Here is a 24,301-nt window from a genome sequence, read left to right on the forward strand (position 1 = left end):
CTCGCCCCGCAGTGTCCTCCTTGAGGACGACTCCGGTGATCACTCTCCGCAGTCGTCCGGGTGCCGCACGAACAGGCCGGTTTGAGCGCGTCAGAACTGTGCAGGTGTTCTGCCTGGTACGACCACCGGCGAAAGGAGCCTTGCCATGGCGGCGCCCGACAACGACGAGTCGGTGGAGCCCGCCGCGATCAGACGCCACGGCGTGCTGTTCCGGGCGATGGAGAGGACACACCGGCCGAAGCTGCGCCGCAGCGACATCACCGTCACCGACGAGGCGGCGGTCAAACGCGCCACGAAGGCCGCCGCCCTCGGCAACGCGATGGAGTGGTACGACTTCGGCATCTACAGCTATCTCGCCGCGACCATGGGCAAGGTGTTCTTCCCCTCGGGAAGCGACACCGCCCAACTGCTCAGCTCCTTCGCGACGTTCGCCGTGGCCTTCCTGGTGCGTCCGGTCGGCGGAATGGTCTTCGGGCCGCTCGGCGACAAGCTGGGCCGCAAGCGCATCCTCTCCATCACCATGATCATGATGGCGGTGGGCACCTTCGCCATCGGCCTGATCCCCGCGCACGCGAGCATCGGGCTGTGGGCCCCGGCCCTGCTGATCTTCTTCCGGCTGGTGCAGGGCTTCTCCACCGGCGGGGAGTACGGCGGCGCCTCGACCTTCATCGCGGAGTACGCCCCCGACAAGCGGCGCGGTTTCTTCGGCAGCTTCCTCGAACTGGGCACGCTCGCCGGGTACGTGGGAGCCTCCGGCCTCGTCGTCGTCCTCACCAGCGTCCTGAGCGAGGACCAGATGCTGAGCTGGGGCTGGCGCGTTCCGTTCCTGGTCGCGGCGCCTCTCGGTCTGATCGGCCTGTACCTGCGGCTCAAGCTGGACGAGACGCCGGCCTTCCAGAAGCTGGAGGAGGGCGACGCCAGGGCGGCCGAGGCCGCCGACGCCGTGGAGACCTCGGCCACCGCCGACCTCGGCAAGATCTTCACGCGGTACTGGCGGCCGCTGCTGCTGTGCCTCGCGCTCGTCGCGGCGTACAACATCACGGACTACATGCTGCTGTCGTACATGCCAACGTACCTGTCCGAGGAGCTGGGCTACGGGACCAATCACGGTCTGCTGGTCCTGCTCATCGTGATGGTCCTTCAGATGTGCGTCATCAGCCAGGTCGGACGGCTCTCCGACCGCTTCGGGCGCAAGCCCCTGCTGATGGCGGGGATGCTCGGCTTCCTCGTCCTCTCCGTGCCGTCCTTCCTCCTCATCAGGCAGGGCAACGTCGTCCTCATCGGCCTGGGTCTGTTCCTGATGGGGCTCTCCCTGGTGGCCATGCTCGGCACGATGTCGTCGGCACTGCCCGCGATCTTCCCCACCCACGTCCGCTACGGCTCGCTCTCGGTGGCCTACAACCTCTCCACGTCGATCTTCGGCGGCACGACTCCACTGGTGATCACCGCGTTGATCAGTGTGTTCGGCACCAATCTCATGCCGGCCTACTACGCCATGGCGGCCGCGGTCGTCGGTGTCGTCGCGGTCCTGTGCATGAGGGAAACCGCCAACGAGCCCCTGGCCGGCTCGCCGCCCTGCGTCGAGACGGAGGAAGAGGCCGCCGAACTCGTCGAGGCCCAGTCCGGGAACCCGAGGCTCTGACCGTTCGTCATCCGACTGGGGACCAGGGGACCGAGTGGGGACCAGGGGACCGGCGGGAGGGCGCGGTGGGGACGACACTCAAGGGCATGAGCCGGGTTCCGTGGCATGAGCTGAAGCATGCGTACGGATCCGCGAGGGACGTCCCCGGCCGGCGAACGCGCGGTGCACGCCTCCCGGGCGTCATCGGGGCGGCCCAGTGCCCGCAGCGCCTGCGCCTGGCTCAGCCGGGTCTCCCGCTCGGCGTTCCAGTGCGCCGTGCCGGAGGCCATGACGCCCAGTGCCTCCCGGAAGCTGCGCAGGGCCCGGGCGGGCTCGCCGAGACCCAGGAGCGCACGGCCCGTGTTGCACAGGGCGACCTGCTCGATGACGGTGCTGCCGGCCTCGCGTGCGAGTTCCCTGCTGCGCGGGTGGTACGAGACGGCCGAGCGCAGGTCGGTGAGTTCGGCCACGTATCCCTGGTGCCCGAGAAGCAGCGCCTCCTCACCGGGGGTCGGTCGCTCGGGGCGCAGAGCGAGGCACCGGCTAAGCGTCGCCCGGGCTTCGGCCCCCTCGCCGTCGTCTCGGCGGAGTTCTGCCCGCCTTCCGGCCCGTAACACCGGGGCCCCGCGGGCGCGTTCGGACGGACACCCCTATGCTGCCGTGAGCATTCAAGATCGCCTTCGAAAAAACTCACGGGGACATGAACAAGTACACAGTGATGGCCGTCGGCCTCGTCCTGTCGCTCGGTCTGGTCGCGGGCTGCGGTTCCTCCGACGGCGGCTCCACCGCCAAGGGCAAGGACGGCAGCTCGGCCGGCCCGGACGGCGCGGCGCCCAAGGGCCCCTCCTACGGCGGGCCCGCGATACCCGGCCTCGCCGCCGAGCCCGCGTGGAGCCTGCCGCCCGCCCACGCCGTCGACCTCGGTGACACCTTCCTGTTCGTCAAGGACGACCAGGGCGCGTACGCGCTCGGTGAGGGCTACGCGTCGGAGCCGGCCGACGGCTCGGTCGGCACCCTGCACTTCACCGACGACCCCGAGCCGGTCACCCTGGAGTTCCGGGACGTGAAGACCGGCGAGGTGCGCAAGACCCTACAGGTGACGACCGAACGCGTGGCCGCGACGACCTGGCACGACGGCGTCCCGGCGGTCGCCGTGTTCGCCAGTGCCACGACCGAGTCGGACGGTCTGAGCGAGGAGAAGACCACCACCACGGTCACCGTCTACGGCAGCGACGGCGCGCGGCTGGGCGAGGCCACCAGCGGGGCCGAGGAATTCGACGTCCGCGAAGGCCACATCATCGAGCAGGACGGTGACGAGAGCCTGAAGCTCACGCCCGTCGACGGAGGCGCGGCCCGCAAGGTCACCTGCACCGGACAACTGGCGCGGTGCTCCTACGACTCGCGCAACCACCAGATCGACGGCGGGCAGGCCCACGCGCCCCTGATCACCGGCACGTACGCCTTCCACGTGGAGAACGCGTCCAACTACGAGGACGAGCCCGAGCAGCTCGTCATGACGGACCTCGCCACCGGCAAGAAGGTCTGGAGCACCGGCGACGTCACCCCGCCGGCGGGCGTCGAGCTGGACGACGACGGGCAGCGCACCAGCGGTGCCCTCCGGGTCCTCGACGTGCGCGACGGCCGCGTCCTCACCGCGTGGGGGGCGGGCGCGCTCTCTCCCGACACCTGGGTGACGGCGACGTACGACATCGCGAGCGGCAAGCAGGTCGGCGGCTCCTCCACGTACTCGTACGAGGACAGCCCCGCCGACACCCTCGACACCGAGGGCACCTCCGTCTTCACCCCCGACCGCACGCTGGCAGCCGCTCACACCGAGCTGGGCACCGCCGTGTGGCAGCCCGCCGACGGCAGGGAGATCTGGGCCCAGAAGGAGGGCGAGAAGGCGATGACGCCGCTGCGCTTCTCCCCGAACGGCGTCCTCTACGGCACCACCAAGGAGGACGGCTTCAGCGAGACCGTGTTCCTCGCCGTCGACGGCCGCACCAAGAAGGTGCTCGCCAAGAGCCTGCCCGAGCGGAACCTGCCGCTGTTCTCGCAGCCGTCGGGTTACGGCTACATCAGCACGGACGCGGGCTTCTTCGTGTTCCCGTCCCAGAGGTAGCCGGCCATGAGCGAGCCTGGCTGGAACTCGGCGATGACAGCGCGCGACGGACGTACCCATAGAGTTACCCCCATGCCTGGTTCGTTGAGTTCCACGAAAACCACTGCGGCGCTGCGCACTTCGGCACGTGCCTGCCTCGACCTGCTGCTGGTCCTCCTCACGGCCTCGGTGGTCCTGTGGCTCCTGGGACGGATGTGGTCCGTTGTCTGGCCTCTCATAGTGGGCTTGTTCATCACCACACTGACCTGGCCCGCGGCCCGGTTCCTGCGTCGGCGGGGCTGGCCGCCGGCGCTGGCCGCGTCGGTGGTGACCGTGCTGTTCCTGCTCGTCGTCACGGGCATCCTGGCGCTGATCACGATTCCGGTGGCGTCCGAGTCCGGCGAGCTGGCCGACGGCGCGGTCGAGGGCATCCAGCGGATCCGCGAGTGGGCCGCCGGACCGCCGTTGAACATCGGTGACGACCAGATCACCGAGGGCTTCGACAAGGCCGTGGCCCGTCTCCAGGACAGTCTCGGCAGCCTGCTCACCACGGTGGCCGCGGGGCTGAGCACCGTGGTCAACGGTGTGGTGACCGCCGTCCTGGCGCTGTTCCTGATGTTCTTCTTCCTCAAGGACGGTCCGCGGTTCCTGCCCTGGCTGTCCCGTCAGCTCCCCGGCCGGCTGGCCACGGACATCCCGGTCGTGGCCGAGCGCAGCTGGGAGACGCTCGGCGCGTTCGTGCGCTCCCAGGCGTTCGTCGGTCTGCTCGACGCCGTACTCATCGGCATCGGCCTGTGGATCCTCAAGGTTCCGCTGGTCCTGCCGCTCGCGGTACTGACCTTCGTGTCCGCCTTCGTGCCGATCGTGGGCGCGCTCTTCGCCGGTCTGGTCGCGGTCCTCATCGCCCTCGTCTCCAACGGACCGACGGACGCGCTGATCGTGCTGGCGATCATCGTCGTGGTGCAGCAGCTGGAGGGCAACGTGTTCCAGCCCATGATCCAGAGCCGCGGACTCGGCCTGCACGCGGGGGTGGTCCTCCTGGCGGTCACGTTGGGCGGCAGCCTGGCCGGCATCGTCGGCAGCCTCCTCGCGGTACCGGCGGCCGCGCTGATCGCGGTGGTCTGGAACTACCTGCGTGAGCAGCTGAGTGAGCCGGAGCCGGAACCGGAGGCCGACGAGTCGCCCTCCGGGGCGCCGGTCCCCTCGTAGCGTCCGGCCCGGCCGCGCCGCTCCCGCCTCCGGGTCAGGACGGCTCCTTCCCGTCGTCGTCCTCCCGGCCGGCGGCGAACATTGGCAGGTCGCCGGTGCCGCCCGCGGTCCTGGCGACCATGTCGGCGAGTCGCCGGGAGGCCTGCTCGATCCGCTCCTGGGTCCGGTTGCGCTCGGCGATGGCGGCGGAGAGCAGCAGCGCGGTCAGGGCGGCCGCGCCGTTGAACGCCTGAAGCGAGCTCATCGCGACTATGACCGTGTGACCGGCGAACGGGCCCGTTCCCCGGGTGGCGGCGAGGATCGCGAACGTGGAGGCGGCCAGCGCGCAGGGCGCGGCGCCGGCGTGCTGGAAGCGGAAGGCCGCCCACGTCAGCAGCGGGAAGGCCAGGAAGATCAGCGGCGCCGCGGAGATCTCCAGGAAACCGACGACGAGGGTGGCTACCGCGAGCAGCACCGCCTCGCCCCATCGGGACGCCGGCGCGTCCCTGGGCCGGTGCGCGTGTCTGAGCACGAGCAGGACCGGTGCCACCACCAGGACACCCATCGCGTCGCCGGTCCACCACACCCACCACGTGGTCCAGAACTCACCGGCGGGCAGCGCGCCGACCAGCTCCAGGGTGCCGCTGCCCACCGTCGAGCTGATGAGCATGCCGGTGAAGGCGCCGAGGAAGACCAGCGCGATCGCGTCCCGGAACCGGTTCATCCGGGGGTCGAACCCGACGAGGCGCATCAGCGCGTACGAGGCGAGCGGCGCGAGGGTGTTGCCCGCGGTGATCGCGATCACCGCGGAGACCGACGGCCCGAGGGAGACGTTGATCAGGAACGCGCCGAGGGCGATCCCGGGCCAGGCCCGCAGGCCGAGGAGGATCAGCGCGGCCAGGGCGATGCCGGTGGCCGGCCACAGCGGCGTGACCTGCCCCCGTACGAGCTGCTGGAGCAGCCCCAGCTCGCCCGCGCCGTAGTACAGCCCGGCCACGGCGCCGATGATCAGGGCCGTCACGCCACCGCGCCGGAGCCTGTCACGCCACGCGACAGTCATCAGGAGAACCGTCCCTCGCCCTGTCCCTCAGTCCATCTTCTGCCCTCGGCGGGGTCCCCGCCCCCGCCGAGTCCGCGGTGCGCCTGCGACCGTCGCCTGGGCGGCCTCACCGCGGGGTGCGCAGGGCGAGGACGGCCATGTCGTCGTGCCCGTCGCTGGGGTGGTGGTCGGCGATGGTCTGCACGAAGTCCTGCAGGGGCAGGTCCGCGTAGGTGCCGGCGAGCGCGGCCAGCTGGTCGAGGCTGTCGTCGATGGAGTGGTCGGGGTGTTCGACCAGACCGTCGGTGAAGAAGACCACGGTGGCGCCGGGCGGCAGCGGGTGGGTGTGGTCCGGGCGGTGCTGATCGCAGTCCACGTTCAGCGGCAGTCCCGGCTCCGCGTACAGGTACCGCACCCGGCTGTCCGGCGTGATGAGCAGCGGCGGAACGTGCCCCGCGGTGCTCCAGAGCAGTCGCCAGGCGCCCTCGGCGGGTTCGATGCGGGCCAGACCGGTGGTGGTGACCGGGTTGTCGGTGATGGCGTCGAGGGTCCGGTCCAGCTGGGTGAGGACCGCGCTGGGCGGCGTACGCAGCTCGAAGAGCAGGGAGCGCAGCATGTTGCGGGTGGAGGCCATGGCGGCCGCCGCCTGCAGATCGTGACCGACGACGTCGCCGATGACGAGCGCCACCGCCCCGTCGGGCAGCGGGATGGCGTCGTACCAGTCCCCGCCGAGCGGATTGGGCGCGGCGGCGGGCCGGTAGACGGCGGCGGCCTCGAAGGGCCGCAGCTCGGGCAGTGTCGGCAGCAGCAGCCGCTGGAACTGCTCGGACCCGGCACGGACCTGTTCGAGCAGGCGGACGTTGTCGATGGCGATGCCGGCGGCGCTGGCGAGGGCGACGACGATGTTCTCGTCGTGGACGTCGAAGGGCTGTCCGTCACGTCGCTGGGACAGATAGAGGTCGCCGTAGGTCTCGCCGCGGACGGTGACGGGGACGCCGAGGAACGTGGTCAGCGCCGGGTGGCCGGGCGGGAACCCGACCGCCGCCGGATGGGCGGAGATGTCCTCGAGCCGCATCGGCCCCGGGTGGTGGATCAGGTGTCCGAGCACGCCCAGGCCGAGCGGGAAGCCCACGTCGTACAGGGCCGCGCGTTCCGCGTCCGACAGCCCCACGGCGATGAACTCCCTCAGGTGATCGCGGGACTCGTCGAGCACGCCGAGTGCCCCGTAACGGGCACCGACGAGATCCATGGCGGTGGTCACGATGCGGTGCAGCACCGCCGACAGCTCGACCTCCCGGTTGATGGCCACGACGGCGCCCAGCAGCCCTTGGATCCGGTCACGCGCGGCGGCCAGGGAACGCAGCTGTTCGTCGATCCGGGCCAGCTCGGCGTCCAGCCGCTGCAGCGGGTCGGCCTGGTGCGGTCGTCTCGTTCCGTCCCCCTCCTTGCCACCAGCCATCACGTCAGCCCGCTCCGCCTGTAGAGGTCACGCGATCCGTCGAGGTCAGGCGATCGGTACACCCGTGGACTCCTCACACGACCGTGATCGACAGCCCACAGGATGACCCGCCAAACAGCTCAGCATCAGGATTGCACCGATCGCGGCATGTCTCCTCGTCGAAGCCGCGCCCGCGTCCGCCGGCCGGTCACAGCCGCCCGCCCTCCTGCAGGAGGACTCCGTCGACCGTGACGCGATCCGTCCGCTCGGAGCCGCCGACGACCCGGATCCAGCTGTCCACGATCAGCTCACCGCCCCGCAGCACGATCTTGAAACCCCCGTACATGCCGGGAACGGGGAACCAGCACGCCGGATGGTCGAGTTCGGTCAGCGCCTCGACCTCCGGCAGGCGCATCCTCTGCCGCGTGGCCAGGTCGGAGCCGTCCGTCAGGCCCGCTCGGTGCCGGATCAGACGGTGCAGGTGCCCGGTGAGACGGGCGGCGGCGTCCTGCGGCAGCGGGTGCTTCGGGGCCGGGTTCAGCAGGCCGACGAGGTGGCGGTGGCCGCGCCGCTCGGCGATGTCCACGGCGCGGTTCCCGTCACTCGTGCGCAGAGTGCGGGCGGCGCCGTACGCCAGAAGGCGCTCGGCCGTCTCGGCGGGGACGCCGTGCCACGCGGCCTGGTGCAGCGGGGTGTAGCCGCTGCTTCCGTCCAGGCGTGCGGTGTCGACCCAGGCCGCGTGTGCGTCGAGGACTTCGAACACCGTGCGCCAGTTCCCGTCCCGGGCGGCGTCGGCGAGCCGGTCACGCTCGGCCGCGTACCCGTCCTTCAGCGACGACCGAAGGGTGACCCCGTCCCACTCTGCAACACGCTCGTCAACCACGCGCGCAAGTGTATGGATCCGGGCCGCGCGGGAGGTGGTCGGCCCCTACCGGGATCAGGTGGGGTGCCGGCCGCTCGACTCGCCTTGGCGCGAGCGGCCGCCGCTGCCTCGGTGGCGCCCCGCTCGAAGGGACCGCGTCAGGGTCCCACGTACTCGAAGACCCCGCCCTGCGGGTGCCGCAGGACGACGCGATGACCGTTCGGCGTGGGGGACTTGGGCGCGACCACTTCCGCGCCGGCTGCGATCGCCTCCTCCACCACGGCGGTGAGGTTTGATACGGCCAGGGTGCCGGTCACGCCCGCGACTCGCTGCACGGCCTCGTCCGGACCGCTGAACAGGAGGAAGGGGCCGACGCTTGCCAGGGTGACGCCGGCGAAGGAGAAGCGGGAAGCGGTGCTTCCGGTCAGCTTCTCGTAGAAGGGTATGGCCGCGTCCAGGTCCTGGACGCGCTGTCGTAGCACCACGGATTCGATCGTCATGGCCCTATCGTCACATCGCCCCGGTGCCGCTGCGCGTCCTGCCCGCCGTAGTGACCGAGGAACTTGTGACGCTGCTGGTGATCAGACGGTCGGTCAGATCGTCGTCCACGCGGGTGCCGTAGGGGCTGAGGACCATGTGGGGGAAGACCAGCAGCCCGTAGAACCGCATGATCGCGACCTGTGGGTCGGGGATCGGCAGCCGGCCCTGCTCGGTGAGGGAGCGCAGGGCATCGGCCACGGCGGGGTGGTGGCTTTCCGTGCCGCGGTGGCGCCAACACGGTCACCCCGCGCCGCGAAGGCGAGCGCGGCCGCGCGGCCTGTTCCCGACCCCGCCCCGGTCACGATGACGCCGCGTCCGCTCGGACCGCCGGACGTGAAGTACTCCCTCCGCGTGGGCTGGTGGCGGTGATCTCCGGTCACCGCCATGAGCACCCTGCGAATTTATGTCTCTGTGCGACATAAAGCCCGCGGAGGGAGTCCGGGACAGCCGGCTCAGGACAGGTCGAACCGGTCGAGGTTCATCACCTTGTTCCACGCGGCCACGAAGTCGCGTACGAACTTCTCCGCCCCGTCCGCCGACGCGTAGACCTCCGAGACGGCGCGGAGCTGGGAGTGCGCGCCGAAGACCAGGTCGACGGCGGTGGCGGTCCACTTGACCTCGCCCGTCGTGCGGTCCCGGCCCTCGTAGACGTTCTCGTCCGAGGCCGACGCCTTCCACTCCGTGCCCATGTCGAGCAGGTTGACGAAGAAGTCGTTGGTCAGGGTCTCCGGCCGGTGGGTGAGGACGCCGTGCGGGGATCGCCGGTAGCCGGTGTTCAGGGCCCGCATGCCGCCGATGAGGGCCGTCGTCTCGGGAGCGGTCAGGTTCAGCAGGTTGGCGCGGTCCAGCATGAGCGTCTCCGGCGACAACTTCTCGCCCGGCCGGAGGTAGTTGCGGAAGGCGTCCGCCGCGGGTTCGAGCACGGCGAACGAGTCCACGTCCGTCTGCTCCTGCGAGGCGTCCGTGCGCCCCGGCGCGAACGGGACCGTGATGTCGTGCCCGGCGTTCTTCGCCGCCTGCTCGACGGCCGCGCACCCGCCGAGCACGATCAGGTCGGCGAGGGAGACCTTCTTCCCGCCGGTCTGCGACTGGTTGAAGTCCTGCTGGATCCGCTCGAGCGTCCCCAGTGTCTCCGTCACCTCGGGAGCGTCGTTGACCGCCCAGTCCTTCTGCGGCGCGAGCCGGATCCGGGCCCCGTTCGCCCCGCCGCGCTTGTCGGTGCCGCGGAAGCTCGCCGCGGCCGCCCAGGCGGTGGTGACCAGCTGGGGGATCGACAGTCCCGAGGCGAGGACGCTGCTCTTGAGGGCCGCGATCTCCTCGTCCCCGACCAGCTCGTGATCGACCGCGGGCACGGGGTCCTGCCACAGCTGCGGCTCGGGAATCCACGGGCCGAGATAGCGGGAGACGGGGCCCATGTCGCGGTGCAGCAGCTTGTACCAGGCCTTGGCGAACGCCACGGCGAGCTGCTCCGGGTTCTCGTGGAAGCTCTTCGCGATCGGCCCGTAGACCGGATCCAGCTTCAGCGCGAGGTCCGTCGTCAGCATCATCGGCGCGTGCCTCTTCGACGGATCATGGGCGTCGGGCACGGTGTCCCTCGCCGCTCGATCCGTGGGAGTCCACTGCTTGGCGCCGGCGGGGCTCGTGGTCAGCTCCCAGTCGTACCGGAACAGGTTGTCCAGGTACCCGTTGTCCCACTTGGTCGGCTCGGACGTCCACGCGCCCTCCAGCCCGCTGGTGAGCGCGTCGCCGCCCTTGCCGGTGCCGTACGTGTTACGCCAGCCGAGACCCTGCTGCTCGATGGGCGCGCCCTCGGGTTCCGGGCCGATGTAGCTGGCGTCGACCGCGCCATGACACTTGCCGAAGGTATGGCCGCCGACGATGAGCGCGACGGTCTCCTCGTCATTCATCGCCATGCGGCCGAATGTCTCGCGAATGTCCCGGGCGGCGGCGATCGGATCCGGGTTGCCGTTGGGCCCCTCGGGATTGACGTAGATCAGTCCCATCTGCACGGCACCGAAAGGACCGGTGAGTTCCCTGTCGCCGCTGTATCGCTCATCTCCGAGCCAGGTGTCCTCGGGCCCCCAGAAGATCTCCTCCGGTTCCCAGATGTCCTCTCGCCCGAATCCGAAGCCGAAGGTCTTGAATCCCATCGATTCCATGGCGCAGTTGCCGGCGAAGACCAGAAGGTCGGCCCAGGAGATTTTCCGGCCGTACTTCTGCTTGACCGGCCAGAGCAGACGGCGCGCCTTGTCGAGGCTCGCGTTGTCCGGCCAGCTGTTCAGCGGGGCGAAGCGCTGCGCGCCGCTGCCGCCGCCGCCCCGGCCGTCCGCGATGCGGTACGTACCCGCGGCATGCCAGCTCATCCGGATGAAGAGCGGCCCGTAGTGACCGTAGTCGGCGGGCCACCAGTCCTGGGACGTCGTCATCACCTCGAAGACGTCCCGCTTCAGCTCGTCGACGTCGAGCGTCGCGAACTCCTTCGCGTAGTCGTAGTCCTCGTCCATCGGATTGGCGCGGGGCGAGTGCTGATGGAGAACCTGAAGGTCCAGCTGATTCGGCCACCAGTCCCGGTTCGTCCTGGGCCGAGTCGGCGTGGGAGTCGGGGAGGGGATTGCGGGGTTCTCGCTTTCGCTGCCGGACATGCCCGTCCTTCTTCCTGTCTCGGTGTTCCTTCTGCTGGACGCAGGAAATCGTCGCGCACAGCAGAGCGCATCGCTACGAAACACGCAGAGCACTTCCGCATAACAAAGGTACGAGAAGGAACGGCATTTTTCCGCTCCCGTTTCGGCTTCCGGCGCGCGTCGAATGCGCGCTCCCCGCGCGCCCGTCCGAGGGGCGCCGGGGGAGCGAACCGTGTGAGACCCATGTGCCGCCAGAGGGAGCCGGCGGCGTCGCTCCGCCCACCCCGCACGCCCCCGCCGCGGTGTACCGAGGGGCCCTCTTTGCGCCATGTTTAGGTTAGGCTAACCTCTGCTGCGTGCGAGTTGGTGAAGATTTCCCCGCGGCCCCAGGACCCCAAGGCCATGAACTTTCGGCCACGGACGTGACCGTCGCGTACGACGGCGTCGACGTCGTCCACGACGCCGCGCTGACGCTGCGGCCCGGCGAGGTGACGGTTCTGGTCGGGCCGAACGGCAGCGGCAAGTCGACGCTGCTGCGCACGCTCGCCCGCCTGCAGCGGCCCAGGACCGCCCGGCTCGTCATCGACGGCGACACCGACGGCCTCGCCCTGAGCCCGCGTGAGTTCTCGCGCCGCGTGGCCCTGCTGACCCAGGGACGCCCCACGCCCAGCGGGCTGACCGTACGCGACGTCGTCGAGTTCGGCCGCTACCCGTACCGCGGCCGCTGGGGCAAGGCGGACCCGGGCGGCCGGGCGGCGGTGGACCGCGCCCTCGCCCTCACCGGTGTCGCGGACCTCGCCGACCGGGGCGCCGAGCACCTCTCGGGCGGGCAGCTCCAGCGGGTCTGGCTGGCCGGCTGCCTCGCCCAGGAGACCGGCGTGCTGCTCCTCGACGAGCCCACGACCTACCTCGACCTGCGGTACCAGGTCGAACTCCTCGACCTTATGCGCGACCTGGCGGACGATCACCGGATCGCGGTCGGCGCGGTCCTGCACGACCTCGACCAGGCCGCCGCCGTCGCCGACCGGGTCGTGCTGCTGCACGCGGGCCGGGTCGTCGCCGACGGCCTCCCCGAGGACGTACTGACCGCACCGCGGCTCACCGACACGTACGGCATCCGCATCGAAGTCGACACCGACCCCCTCACCGGCCGGCTGCGCACCCGTGCCATCGGCCGGCACCACTCGCGAAGCGAAAGGCTCAGCACCACCCCATGAGACGCCTCCTCCTCACCGCGGCGGCCGCCACCGCCGCGGCCCTCACCCTGTCCGCCTGCGGGACGACCGAGCCCGCCGCCGACGAAGACAAGGCCGAGACGACCGGCGAGACCATCACCCTCACCGACGCCTCCGGCACGAAGGTCGAGCTGGACGGCCCCGCCAAGAAGGTCGTCGGCACCGAGTGGCACGAAGTCGAGCTGCTGGTCTCGCTGGGCGTCGACCCCGTCGGCGTCGCCGACGTCAAGGGCTACAAGACCTGGGACAGCGCGGTCCCGCTGAAGAACGAGCCCAAGGACATCGGCACCCGCGGTGAGCCGAGCATGGACACGATCGCCGCGCTGAAGCCGGACCTCATCGTCGCCAGCACCGACCTGCCGCCGGCCGCAGTGAAGCAGATGCGCAAGGTCGCCCCGGTCCTGGAGGTGCGCTCCGCCGACGCCGCCGACCCGATCGGGCAGATGAACGACAACCTCGACCTGATCGCGAAGGCCACCGGCACCACCGAGCAGGCCTCGAAGCTCAAGGAGGAGTTCGACGCGAAGGTCGCCGAGGGCAGGAAGGCCCTCGCGGACGCCGGTCTCGACGGCGCCGAGTACGCCTTCGCCGACGGTTACGTCGTCTCCAACCAGGTCTCCGTCCGCCCCTTCACCAGCGGCTCCCTGGTCGGCGCGGTGAGCGAGGAGCTCGGGCTGAAGAACGCCTGGACGGTCAAGGGCGACGAGGCGTACGGGCTCGGCTCCACCGACGTCGAGGGCCTCACCAAGCTGAGCGACGACGTCCACTTCGCCTACATCGGCAACGACGGCGACAAGAACAGCACGCCGTTCACCGGCAAGCTCGCCGACGACAAGGTGTGGACCTCGCTGCCGTTCGTGAAGAAGGGCAACGTCCACCGGCTGCCCGACGGCATCTGGATGTTCGGCGGTCCCGAGTCGATGACCCGGTACATCGACTCCGTCGTCGCCGCGCTGACGAAGTAACACCATGGCCGTCACCGCGACAACTCCCGCCACCCGTCCGTCGGCGGCGACCTCCCGGACGGGCGCGGCCGCGGTGACGGCCGCCCTGGCCCTGCTCGTCGCCTGCCTCGCCGTCGCCGACATCACCCAGGGCACGGCGGCGGTCGGCGCCCCGGAGGTCTGGAAGGCGCTCACCGGACGGGCCGACCCGGGCGACGCGTCCGTCGTCATCGCCTCGCGGCTGCCGCGCATGGCCGCCGGACTGCTCGTCGGCATCGTGCTCGGCATGGCGGGCACCGCCCTGCAGGCGGTCAGCCGCAACGTCCTCGCCTCACCCGACACCCTCGCCGTGAACGCCGGTTCCTATCTGGCGCTCGGACTGGCCGCCGTCACGGGTGTCTCGCTCCCGCTGCTCGCCTCGTCCGGCGTCGCGTTCGTCGGCGGCCTCGCCGCCGCGGCCGTCGTGCTCGGGCTGTCCGGCCTGGGAGCGGGCACCGTACGGCTCGTCCTCGCGGGCAGTGCCCTCACCCTCGGCCTCACCGCCGTCACCGAGGGACTGCTCCTGCTGTTCCCCCGGGAGACCGAGGGCCTCTACGCGTGGAACCAGGGCAGCATCGCCCAGAACGGTTTCGACGGCGTCCTGCAGATGGTTCCCCTCGCCGTCCTCGGCCTGGCGGGGCTGCTGCTCCTCGCCCGCCGGATCGACGCCCTGGCCCTCGGCGACGACACCGCCCGCGGCCTCGGCGTCCCGGTCCGGGCCACCCGCGTCACCGCGGTCGTGCTCGCGGCCCTGCTGTCCACGGCCGCCGTCACCCTGGCCGGACCGATCGGCTTCGTCGGCCTGTGCGCCCCCGCCCTGGTCCGCCCGCTGGCCCGCCGGTTCCGCCCGTTCACCCGGACACGCGTCGGCATTCCGGTCGCGGGTCTCGTCGGCGCGGCTCTGGTGCTCGGCTCGGACGTGCTGCTGCGCGCCGTCATACCGGCGGACGTCGCCGTGGCCGTGCCCACCGGTGTCGTCACCAGCCTCCTCGGCGCCGTGTTCGTGGCCGTCATGGCCACCCGGGTCCGCGACACCGCCGGGGCCCCCGCGGCGGACCGGCTGCGCATCAGGAGCCGGGCGGTGTTCCTGACCACCACGGCCGTCCTGGCGGTCCTGCTCGTCGGCGTCACCGTGGCCGGCGTCCTGCTGGGCGACTCCAAGCTGCTCCTGGGCGACGTGCTGAACTGGGCGCAGGGCCGGGCCGGACAGACCGTCACGTTCGTCCTCGACACCCGCGTGCCCCGCGTCCTCGCCGCCCTCCTCGCGGGCGCGGCGCTCGCCCTGGCCGGCACGCTCGTCCAGGCCGTCACCCGCAACCCGCTCGCGGAACCCGGCATCCTCGGAGTCTCCGGCGGTGCCGCGCTCGGTGCCGTGCTGCTGGTGACCACGGTGCCGGTGGCCGGCTCGTGGAGCGTCGCGGGCGCGGCGTTCGCGGGTGCCGCCGCCAGTTCCGTGCTCGTCTTCGGCCTCGCCGCGCGGGGCGGGTTCCAGCAGAACCGGCTCGTCCTCGTCGGGTTCGGTGTCGCGACCGGCGCGGCCGCGCTGATCAGCCTGCTGATCATCCTCACCGACCCGTTCAACGCGACGAAGGCCCTGACCTGGCTGTCGGGTTCCACGTACGGCCGGTCGCTGCCCGACGTGGTGCCGCTCGCGGTCGTGCTCGCCGTGGGTGTGTTCGTCGCCGTCGCGCGGCGTGCGGAACTCGACCTGGTGTCGCTCGACGAGGACACGCCGAGGCTCCTCGGGCTCGCCCTGGGGCGGGGGCGGCTCGGCTTCCTCACGCTGAGCGTCCTGCTCAGCGGCGCGGCCGTGGCCGCCGCCGGCACGATCGGCTTCGTGGGACTCGTCGCCCCGCACGCGGCCCGGGCCCTGGTGGGCCGCCGGCACACCCGGGTGGTGCCGGTCGCCCTGCTGCTCGGCGCCGTCCTGGTCTGCACCGCCGACCTGGTCGGCCGGACCGTGATCGCCCCGGCCCAACTCGGCGCCGGCCTCATGACCGCGTTGATCGGCACGCCGTACTTCCTCTACCTGCTGGTGCGCAGCCGCCGTTAGGCGAAGGCGGCTTCCGCATCGGGAAGGCCCGGGGAACGCGCGTCTGCGCCCCCGGGCCTTCCCGTGTCGACACGCGGCGCGTCTCCGCTCCCGTCGGCCTGCCGAGCAGAGGACCAGGTGGATACGGCTTATAGGCATTTCTTCCTACGATAAACTTCGTTACCGAGCCTAAACGCTCTGCTGCGCGGTTGATCACTTCACCCTGCTGATCTCCCTCGGCACGGTCGGCGCCGTCCTCTACATCGCGCTCCGCCACGGACGGCTGATCAGCCGCGCGGTCTCCTCCGACAACGCGGAACTGCTGCTGCTGGTCGTCCTCGGCCTCACCCTGCTCGTCGCCGGCATCGCCCAGGAACTCCAGGTCTCGGCGGCCGTCGGCGCCTTCCTGGTCGGGCATCGCCGTGTCCGGTGAGGTCGCCGAAGGCGCGAGCAGCCTCCTCACCCCGCTGCGGGACCTGTTCGCCGCCGTCTTCTTCGTCTTCTTCGGCCTGTCCACCGACCCCGCCGACATCCCGCCGGTCCTCGTCCCGGCCCTGCTCCTCGCCGTCGCGACCGCCCTCACCAAGGTCGCCACCGGCTGGTACGCCGCCCGCCGCGCCGGAATCCACGGCGCGGGCCGCTGGCGGGCGGGCGGCACCCTCGTCGCCCGCGGCGAGTTCTCCGTCGTCATCGCCGGACTCGCCGTCGGCGTCGAGCCCCGTATCGGGCCGCTGGCCACCGCGTACGTCCTGATCCTGGTCGTCATGGGCCCGCTCACCGCCCGCTACACAGAACCGCTCGCCCGCCGTCTCCGTCTCACCCGTCGGCCCCTCGCGTCGCGGCCGGAAACCGACCCCGTCGACGCGGAGCAGGCCGAGTCCGCACACGTGACCGTCTGACAGCGATGGCGATCGGCTCCAGGATCAGGCGGGTCCGGCCGGTGGACGCCACACCCGAGCCAGGGCCCGCCGAACCGGCCATGGGCAGGAGGCATTGTGACCGTGCACGACACGCCTGGTGAGTTCCTCGACGGCTACGTCCGGATCCTGGCGGAAGCCGCCGCCACTTCGACACCGGCTGCGTGGCCGCCGAGACCGCCCGCCGGCTGTCACTGAGCGTCCGGGCCCTCACGTACCGGCTGGCCCCCGCGTCCCGCCCTCCTCGGCCGCCTCGTACGCGGTGAACCGCTCCGTGCCCAGCTCGGCGAGGACGGCGTCGACCGCCCGCTCGACGGCGAGCGCGTCGTCGACTTCCGCCCTGGTGTCCGTGCGCAGCCCGGTGAAGTACCGGCCCGACGTGCCGGTGACCACCCGTCCGCCGTCCCGCTCCCGCTCCATGCGCGCCACGTACTCGCCGCCGAGGACCGGCACGCCGCGGTGCGTCTGCCGCAGCCGTACGGTCTCCTGGCCGTCGTCCGCCGTGACCGTCCCGACGGGCTCCAGGTCCGCGATCCGGTAGCGGTCCCGCTGCTCGGCGAGGTACGCCCGCGCCGCGCCCGCCGCGTTCCGTGCCTCCGGGGCCCGCTCCCGGATGTCCTCCACCAGGGCGGGCGTCCGAGTGCGCTGCCCGGGAATCACCTCTCCCGGACTCGGCGGCACGGGTGCCGCCTCCGCCGCCGTCGCCTGGGCGGGCAGCACCGGGACGACGAGTGGACAACCCCGCCCGTCTTTCGATCTCGCTCTGGACCGACCCACGGTGCCCCCATCCCTCACGGGCCCGAACCCGGCGGCGGTCACCGCCGGGCGGAGCCGTGAAGCCGATGACGTCACGAGTCATCAACGGGGCGTGGGTTTCCACAGATCACTTCCGGCCCCCTCGCGGCGAGGCCCCGGACGGCGGGGGCCGGCCACCGCTTCGTGAGGGTGAAGAGCGCACCACCATCCGGACGCCGCCCGCGTGGCGGCGGTCCGGGCCGCGGCGCGGGTGGTGTGCCCTGAGAGGCCAGGACGGTCCACCCGCGAAGGAGACAGACGGCATGTTCGGACAGGCGCAGGCGTTCAGCGGCTTCTCGGTCGACGACCTCGACGCGGCCCGCCGCTTCTACGGCGAGAAGCTGGGCCTGCGGGTCGAGGAGGCCGGGCAGGGCGACATGCGGCTCCTGACCCTGAGGCTCGGCGGCGGCGCGAACGTCCTCGTCTACCCGAAGGAGACGCACACCCCGGCGTCGTTCACGATCCTCAACTTCCCCGTGGACGACATCGACGCGGCGGTCGCGGAGCTGGAGCGGCGAGGCGTCACCCTGGAGCGCTACACCGGGTTCGACCACGACGAGAAGGGCGTCGTCCGGGGCGGCGACGGCGACGGCCCCGCGGCGATCGCGTGGTTCACCGACCCGGCGGGGAACGTCCTCTCCGTGATCCAGGAGAGCTGACCCGGCCGTCGCTCCCGGTCAGCCCACCCGGTCGTCCGCCGTGACCGGGTACGTCTCCAGGTCCGGGTCGGCCAGCAGGTCGGCGATCAGCTCCGGGGAGCCGCCGACGTAGGTGCTGACCAGGTCCACGTCACCGCCCACGCACCAGGCGCGGTCCTGCGGCCACCACAGGTCGGGCAGCTCGGCGAACTCGTCGACGGTGACGGGGGAGACGGCGTCGGCGAGGGTGCCGGTGAGCAGCACCTCGTCCCGGCCGGGTGTCTCGAAGGAGGGGAACCGGTCGAAGTCCCAGCGCCCGTAGCCGTTCCAGAGGCCGTACCAGCACCGGTCCGGAGTGCGGGTGTGCCGGGCCAGGACGGGGATCAGGGCCTCGGCGACGGCGGGCGGTGTCGGGCCCTCCGCCGGGTGCTCGTCCCAGACGCCGGGCAGGCCGTACTCGGCGGCGTTCTGGTAGGTGTCGTCCATCCCGATCAGTTCGTGCCAGCGGGTGGTCGGCGTGACCGTACGTCCGTGGGCCGCGGCCACCGTCGCCCAGCGCACCGGCCGTTCTCCCAGCGAGGCCGGGTGCAGCACCCGGACGTAGGTGTCGAAGCCCGGCGCGGCCACGCCGGCCACGATCCCCAACGCGCCGTGCTCGGAGGCGCGTTCGACGAGCCACTGGGCCGGGCCGAGGTCGGCGGTCCGCACGCGCAGCCGTCCGTAGTGCTCCGGAGCGGGTTCCTGGTGGACCAGGCGGTAGTCGTTCACGGTGCCCAGTCTCGCCGACGGGTCCGGACCCGACCGGTCCGGCCTCCGATGGTCGCCGCACGCACCTTGACTCTTCGGGCGCCCCCGGCGATCCTGTCGGCTACCTTGCGCCGGACATGACAAGCCAGGCGAGCGTGCCCGGCTCGTCGGCCGTGCATCCCGTCGACCGAGGGACGTGGGCAGTGACCGTGGCTCGACGCTCGTACCGCCGCCGGAAGCACGCCACCATACCGGCGCTGCTGCTCCTCGTCCTGGCCATGGTCCTGGGCACCGCGCCCAGCTCCGCGGCCGGAACCGACTGGTGGACCCCCACCGCACGCCCCGCCCCCGACTCGGGGATCGGCGTCACCGGCGAGCCCTTCACCGGCACCGACGCCCAGGGCGAGGTGCGCGGATTCGTCGACGCCCACAACCACCTGTTCTCCAACGAAGCCTTCGGCGGCCGGCTCATCTGCGGCAAGACCTTCTCCGAGGCGGGCATCGCCGACGCCCTCAAGGACTGCCCCGAGCACTACCCCGACGGATCGCTGGCGGTCTTCGACTTCATCACCAACGGCGGCGACGGCAGGCACGATCCCGTCGGCTGGCCCACCTTCAAGGACTGGCCCGCCCACGACTCCCTCACCCACCAGCAGAACTACTACGCCTGGGTGGAGCGCGCCTGGCGCGGCGGCCAGCGGGTGCTCGTCAACGACCTCGTCACCAACGGCGTGATCTGCTCGGTCTACTTCTTCAAGGACCGCGGCTGCGACGAGATGACCTCCATCCGGCTCCAGGCCAAGCTGACCTACGACCTCCAGGCCTACGTCGACCGGATGTACGGCGGCCCCGGCAAGGGCTGGTTCCGCGTCGTCACCGACAGCGCGCAGGCCCGCCGGGTGATCGAGCAGGGCAAGCTGGCCGTGGTCCTCGGCGTCGAGACCTCCGAGCCCTTCGGCTGCAAGCAGATCCTCGACGTGCCGCAGTGCAGCAAGGAGGACATCGACAAGGGGCTGGACGAACTGTACGCGCTGGGCGTGCGCAGCATGTTCCTGTGCCACAAGTTCGACAACGCGCTGTGCGGCGTCCGCTTCGACTCCGGCACGCTCGGCACCGCCATCAACGTCGGCCAGTTCCTGTCCACCGGCACCTTCTGGAAGACCGAGAAGTGCACCGGCCCGCAGGCCGACAACCCCATCGGCCTCGCCGCGGCCCCGTCTGCCGAGAAGCGGCTCCCGGCGGGCGTCGCCGTCCCCTCGTACGACGAGGACGCCCGGTGCAACGCGCGCGGACTCACCGCGCTCGGCGAGTACGCCGTGCGCGGCATGATGCAGCGCAAGATGATGCTCGAGATCGACCACATGAGCGTCAAGGCCACCGGCCGGGTGCTCGACATCTTCGAGACCGAGTCCTACCCGGGCGTGCTCTCCTCGCACAGCTGGATGGACCAGGACTGGACCGAGCGCGTCTACCGCCTCGGCGGCTTCATCGCCCAGTACATGCACGGCTCCGAGGGCTTCGTCGCCGAGGCCCGGCGCACCGACGCGCTGCGTGAGAAGTACGACGCCGGCTACGGCTACGGCACCGACATGAACGGCGTCGGCGGCTGGCCGGGCCCGCGCGGCGCCGACACCGGCAACCCCGTCCGCTACCCGTTCCGCAGCGTCGACGGCGGCTCCCTCATCGACCGCCAGACCACCGGCGAACGCACCTGGGACCTGAACACCGACGGCGCCGCCCACTACGGGCTCGTCCCCGACTGGATCGAGGACATCCGGCAGGTCGGCGGCCAGGACGTGGTCGACGACCTGTTCCGCGGCGCCGAGTCCTACCTCGGCACCTGGGGCGCCGTCGAAGGGCACCGGGCGGAGACGAACCTGGCCGCCGGCGCCACCGCCACGGCCAGTTCCACCGAGTGGTGGAACCCCTTCACCAGCTACGCGCCGGGCCGGGCCGTCGACGGCTCCCGGGACACCCGCTGGGCCAGCGAGTGGAGCGACGGCCAGTGGCTGCGCGTCGACCTGGGCGCCACCCGGCTGGTCGGCCGCGTCACCCTCGACTGGGAACGCGCGTACGGGAAGTCGTACCGCGTCGAGCTCTCCACGGACGGCGTGAACTGGCGGACCGCCTGGTCCACGACGGCCGGTGACGGCGGCCTGGACACCGCGCGGTTCACGCCCACGCCGGCCCGCCACGTCCGTGTCCAGGGCGTGGAGCGCGGCACCGGCTGGGGCTACTCGCTCCACGAAGTGGGCGTCCACAGCCGCTGATCCGCCCGGCCCCGAACCGCACCACCCTCCCGTCGCCCGGACCCCCTCGTACGGCCACTCAACTTGAACGGTTTGTTTTCTTTAATTGTTCGTGTTTAGCGGGTAGGTTGGCCCCCATGACCGCATCCGGGCCCCCGACCACCGCCGACGAACTGCGCGGTGCCGGCCTGCGGGTGACGGCCGCCCGCGTCGCGATGCTCGAGACCGTGCGCGCCGGCGACCACCTCGGCGTCGAGGCGATCGCCGCCGGAGTGCGCGAGCGCGTGGGCCACATCTCGCTGCAAGCCGTGTACGAGGCGCTGCACGCGCTCGCCGCGGCGGGACTCGTCCGCCGCATCGAGCCCCCCGGCAGCCCGACCCTCTACGAGGGCCGGGTCGGGGACAACCACCACCACCTCGTGTGCCGTTCGTGCGGCGTCGTCGCCGACGTCGACTGCGCCGTCGGCCACGCCCCCTGCCTGACCGCGTCGGATGACCGCGGCTTCGCGATCGACGAGGCCGAGGTCATCTACTGGGGCCTGTGCCCCGCCTGTTCCACCAGCAGTTCCTGAGCTCCGTGATCACTAGTTCGGAAGGCTTTTTCCATGGCTGAGAACCCCGATGCGATCGTCACCGACTCCAAGGCGGAGGGCGCCGGAGGCTGCCCGGTCGCGCACGGGCGTGCGCTGCATCCGACCCAGGGCGGTGGCAACCGCCAGTGGTGGCCGGAGCGGCTGAACCTCAAGATCCTCGCCAAGAACCCCGCCGTGGCGAACCCGCTCGGTGAGGAGTTCGACTACGCCGAGGCGTTCAAGGCCCTCGACCTGCCGGCCGTGAAACGGGACATCGCCGAGGTGCTGACCACCTCGCAGGACTGGTGGCCGGCCGACTTCGGCCACTACGGGCCGTTCATCATCCGCATGGCGTGGCACAGCGCGGGCACCTACCGCATCAGCGACGGCCGCGGCGGCGCCGGCGCCGGACAGCAGCGCTTCGCCCCGCTGAACAGCTGGCCGGACAACGCCAACCTCGACAAGGCCCGCCGGCTGCTGTGGCCGGTGAAGAAGAAGTACGGCCAGAGCCTGTCCTGGGCCGACCTGATGATCCTCGCCGGCAACGTCGCCCTGGAGTCCATGGGCTTCAAGACCTTCGGCTTCGGCGGCGGCCGCGAGGACGTCTGGGAGCCGGAGGAGGACGTCTACTGGGGCCCCGAGACCACCTGGCTCGACGACCAGCGCTACACCGGCGACCGCGAGCTGGAGAACCCGCTCGGCGCCGTCCAGATGGGCCTGATCTACGTCAACCCGGAGGGCCCCAACGGCAACCCGGACCCGCTGGCCGCGGCCCGCGACATCCGTGAGACCTTCCGCCGCATGGCGATGAACGACGAGGAGACCGTCGCCCTCATCGCCGGCGGCCACACCTTCGGCAAGACCCACGGCGCCGGCCCGGCCGACCACGTCGGCAACGACCCCGAGGCCGCCTCCATGGAGGAGCAGGGCCTCGGCTGGAAGAGCACCTACGGCTCCGGCAAGGGCGCGGACACCATCACCTCCGGCCTGGAGGTCACCTGGACCAGCTCGCCGACCAAGTGGAGCAACAACTTCTTCTGGAACCTCTTCAGCTTCGAGTGGGAGCTGACCGAGTCCCCGGCCGGCGCCAAGCAGTGGCGGCCGAAGGGCGGCGCCGGCGAGGGCACGGTCCCCTCGGCACACGACGCGCAGAAGAAGATCGCGCCGGGCATGCTCACCACCGACCTGGCGCTCCGCTTCGACCCGGTCTACGAGCAGATCTCCCGCCGCTTCCTGGAGAACCCGGACCAGTTCGCCGACGCCTTCGCGCGCGCCTGGTACAAGCTGACCCACCGTGACATGGGCCCGAAGTCGCTCTACCTCGGCCCGGAGGTCCCGGCGGAGACCCTGCTCTGGCAGGACCCGCTGCCGGAGCGGGAGGGCGAGGTCATCGACGCCGCCGACGTCGCGGCGCTCAAGGCCAAGGTCCTCGACTCGGACCTGACCGTCGCGCAACTGGTCGGCACCGCCTGGGCGTCCGCCTCGACGTTCCGCGGCAGCGACAAGCGCGGTGGCGCCAACGGCGCCCGCATCCGCCTGGAGCCGCAGCGCAACTGGGAGGTCAACGACCCCGACCAGCTCGCGATCGTGCTCAGCACCCTGGAGAGCATCCAGCAGGAGTGGAACACCGGCGCCAAGAAGGTGTCCCTCGCCGACCTGATCGTCCTCGCCGGCTCGGCCGCCGTCGAGAAGGCCGCCAAGGACGCCGGCTTCGACATCGAGGTGCCGTTCACCCCGGGCCGCGTCGACGCGACCGAGGAGCACACCGACGCGGAGTCCTTCGCCGCGCTGGAGCCGACCGCCGACGGCTTCCGCAACTACCTCGGCAAGGGCAACCGCCTGCCGGCCGAGTACCTGCTGCTCGACCGGGCCAACCTGCTCACCCTGAGCGCCCCCGAGATGACCGTCCTCGTCGGTGGTCTGCGCGTGCTCGGCGCCACCCACCAGCAGTCGCAGCTCGGCGTCCTCACCGACACGCCGGGCGCGCTGACCAACGACTTCTTCGTCAACCTGCTCGACCTGGGCACGACGTGGAAGGCCACCTCGGAGGACCAGACCACGTTCGAGGGCCGCGACGCCGCCACGGGCGAGCTGAAGTGGGCCGGCAGCCGCGCCGACCTGGTCTTCGGCTCGAACTCCGAGCTGCGCGCGCTCGCCGAGGTCTACGCGAGCGACGACGCGAAGGAGAAGTTCGTGAACGACTTCGTCGCCGCGTGGGTCAAGGTCATGGAGCTGGACCGGTACGACCTGGTCCGACCGTGACAGTGGCTTGATCATGACTGTGGGCTGACGGCAGTCCCGCAGTCCAGCGGTCAAGCGGCCCGGCAGCACACGGCGCCCGGGGCGGCCCTCAACGGCCGGCCCGGGCGCCGTCGCGTCAGCGGTCCAGCTCCTCCTCTATCGGCGTCTTCGGCGCGTCCCGCAGATGCTGCGACTGGCCCGGCTTGCCGCCCATGCGGGCCTGCTCCGCCTGCTGGGCGCGCGTCAGGCCGAGGTCGGAGTCCGGGGCCAACCGCACCGACCGGGCCACATCGTCGCGGTTCGTGTAGTTCTCCTGCGGCATGCCGCGCAGCGCGGCAACGACGTCCTGCGAGGCCCCCGCCCGGCGTGCCGCATCGATCAGTTTCTCCTTGCCCGCGGGGAAGTCGACGTCCTTGATGGCGTCCACCACGTCGCGGGCACTCGTCGCTCGGTCCATGGCTGCCTCTCCACTCGTGTCCGGA

At 71.4% G+C, this 24,301-nt stretch carries 19 protein-coding genes and 1 pseudogene; 11 read left to right on the plus strand and 9 right to left on the minus strand.

From position 1 onward, the window contains the following. The first annotated feature begins 145 nt into the window (after positions 1–145). From proP to ACSU6L_RS34800, 3 genes are all read left to right on the plus strand, one after another. A complete protein-coding gene (proP, locus tag ACSU6L_RS34790) occupies positions 146–1,642 on the plus strand; it encodes a glycine betaine/L-proline transporter ProP (protein ID WP_437063395.1) in 1,497 nt (498 codons plus the stop codon). Positions 1,643–2,321: 679 nt separating this feature from the next. Next, entirely contained in the window at positions 2,322–3,743 is a 1,422-nt protein-coding gene (locus tag ACSU6L_RS34795) for a hypothetical protein (RefSeq protein ID WP_437063397.1), read from the plus strand. Between the two features lie 72 nt (positions 3,744–3,815). Then, on the plus strand, positions 3,816–4,931 hold the full coding sequence (locus tag ACSU6L_RS34800) for an AI-2E family transporter (RefSeq protein ID WP_437063399.1): 1,116 nt from the start codon (positions 3,816–3,818) through the stop codon (positions 4,929–4,931). A 34-nt stretch (positions 4,932–4,965) separates the two neighbouring features. Here the strand turns inward: ACSU6L_RS34800 and ACSU6L_RS34805 are convergent, their stop codons facing one another. From ACSU6L_RS34805 to katG (ACSU6L_RS34830), 6 genes are all read right to left on the minus strand, one after another. Further along, the gene (locus ACSU6L_RS34805) at positions 4,966–5,970 is read right to left on the minus strand and encodes an MASE1 domain-containing protein (protein ID WP_437063401.1); all 1,005 of its coding nucleotides are present in this window, start codon (positions 5,968–5,970) and stop codon (positions 4,966–4,968) included. Between the two features lie 106 nt (positions 5,971–6,076). After that, positions 6,077–7,408, minus strand: a complete 1,332-nt coding sequence (locus ACSU6L_RS34810) for a PP2C family protein-serine/threonine phosphatase (RefSeq protein WP_437063403.1) — start codon at positions 7,406–7,408, stop codon at positions 6,077–6,079. 187 nt (positions 7,409–7,595) lie between these two features. Then, entirely contained in the window at positions 7,596–8,270 is a 675-nt protein-coding gene (locus ACSU6L_RS34815) for an ankyrin repeat domain-containing protein (protein ID WP_437063405.1), read from the minus strand. 137 nt (positions 8,271–8,407) lie between these two features. Further along, a complete protein-coding gene (locus ACSU6L_RS34820; protein WP_437063407.1) occupies positions 8,408–8,749 on the minus strand; it encodes a VOC family protein in 342 nt (113 codons plus the stop codon). 10 nt (positions 8,750–8,759) lie between these two features. Then, positions 8,760–8,987, minus strand: coding sequence for a hypothetical protein (locus tag ACSU6L_RS34825; RefSeq protein ID WP_437063408.1), 228 nt, complete (start codon positions 8,985–8,987; stop codon positions 8,760–8,762). A 254-nt stretch (positions 8,988–9,241) separates the two neighbouring features. Next, positions 9,242–11,431 (minus strand): catalase/peroxidase HPI, encoded by a 2,190-nt coding sequence (gene katG / locus ACSU6L_RS34830; protein ID WP_437063410.1) that lies wholly within the window; start codon positions 11,429–11,431, stop codon positions 9,242–9,244. 335 nt (positions 11,432–11,766) lie between these two features. On the opposite strand from katG (ACSU6L_RS34830), the gene ACSU6L_RS34835 reads away from it, so the two are divergent. From ACSU6L_RS34835 to ACSU6L_RS34850, 4 genes and pseudogenes are all read left to right on the plus strand, one after another. Continuing rightward, the gene (locus tag ACSU6L_RS34835; protein ID WP_437063412.1) at positions 11,767–12,627 is read left to right on the plus strand and encodes an ABC transporter ATP-binding protein; all 861 of its coding nucleotides are present in this window, start codon (positions 11,767–11,769) and stop codon (positions 12,625–12,627) included. Beyond that, positions 12,624–13,610, plus strand: coding sequence for an ABC transporter substrate-binding protein (locus tag ACSU6L_RS34840; protein ID WP_437063414.1), 987 nt, complete (start codon positions 12,624–12,626; stop codon positions 13,608–13,610). The genes ACSU6L_RS34835 and ACSU6L_RS34840 overlap by 4 nt, the downstream gene beginning before the upstream one ends. A 4-nt stretch (positions 13,611–13,614) precedes the next feature. Continuing rightward, the gene (locus ACSU6L_RS34845) at positions 13,615–15,681 is read left to right on the plus strand and encodes an iron ABC transporter permease (protein WP_437063416.1); all 2,067 of its coding nucleotides are present in this window, start codon (positions 13,615–13,617) and stop codon (positions 15,679–15,681) included. Positions 15,682–15,880: 199 nt separating this feature from the next. Beyond that, positions 15,881–16,559 (plus strand): annotated as a pseudogene (locus tag ACSU6L_RS34850) (cation:proton antiporter); the annotation flags it as partial. Between the two features lie 228 nt (positions 16,560–16,787). Here the strand turns inward: ACSU6L_RS34850 and ACSU6L_RS34855 are convergent. Continuing rightward, positions 16,788–17,429: a hypothetical protein gene (locus ACSU6L_RS34855; RefSeq protein WP_437063418.1), complete on the minus strand. Its 642-nt coding sequence runs from the start codon at positions 17,427–17,429 to the stop codon at positions 16,788–16,790. Between the two features lie 206 nt (positions 17,430–17,635). On the opposite strand from ACSU6L_RS34855, the gene ACSU6L_RS34860 reads away from it, so the two are divergent. Next, a complete protein-coding gene (locus ACSU6L_RS34860) occupies positions 17,636–18,031 on the plus strand; it encodes a VOC family protein (RefSeq protein WP_437063420.1) in 396 nt (131 codons plus the stop codon). A gap of 18 nt (positions 18,032–18,049) precedes the next feature. Here the strand turns inward: ACSU6L_RS34860 and ACSU6L_RS34865 are convergent, their stop codons facing one another. Continuing rightward, positions 18,050–18,778, minus strand: a complete 729-nt coding sequence (locus tag ACSU6L_RS34865; RefSeq protein WP_437063422.1) for a hypothetical protein — start codon at positions 18,776–18,778, stop codon at positions 18,050–18,052. Between the two features lie 182 nt (positions 18,779–18,960). On the opposite strand from ACSU6L_RS34865, the gene ACSU6L_RS34870 reads away from it, so the two are divergent. The 3 genes from ACSU6L_RS34870 (at position 18,961) to katG (ACSU6L_RS34880) (ending at position 23,840) form a co-directional block, all read left to right on the plus strand. Then, a complete protein-coding gene (locus tag ACSU6L_RS34870) occupies positions 18,961–21,027 on the plus strand; it encodes a galactose-binding domain-containing protein (RefSeq protein WP_437063424.1) in 2,067 nt (688 codons plus the stop codon). Between the two features lie 116 nt (positions 21,028–21,143). Continuing rightward, positions 21,144–21,578 (plus strand): Fur family transcriptional regulator, encoded by a 435-nt coding sequence (locus tag ACSU6L_RS34875; protein WP_437063426.1) that lies wholly within the window; start codon positions 21,144–21,146, stop codon positions 21,576–21,578. Positions 21,579–21,611: 33 nt separating this feature from the next. Then, on the plus strand, positions 21,612–23,840 hold the full coding sequence (katG, locus tag ACSU6L_RS34880; protein ID WP_437063428.1) for a catalase/peroxidase HPI: 2,229 nt from the start codon (positions 21,612–21,614) through the stop codon (positions 23,838–23,840). A 115-nt stretch (positions 23,841–23,955) separates the two neighbouring features. Here katG (ACSU6L_RS34880) and ACSU6L_RS34885 read toward each other — a convergent pair whose 3' ends face one another. Beyond that, positions 23,956–24,276, minus strand: coding sequence for a DUF2795 domain-containing protein (locus ACSU6L_RS34885; RefSeq protein ID WP_437063430.1), 321 nt, complete (start codon positions 24,274–24,276; stop codon positions 23,956–23,958). Positions 24,277–24,301: the final 25 nt, after the last annotated feature.

It is taken from the genome of Streptomyces sp. enrichment culture (genome assembly GCF_964272855.1).
Classification (GTDB): Bacteria; Actinomycetota; Actinomycetes; order Streptomycetales; family Streptomycetaceae; genus Streptomyces.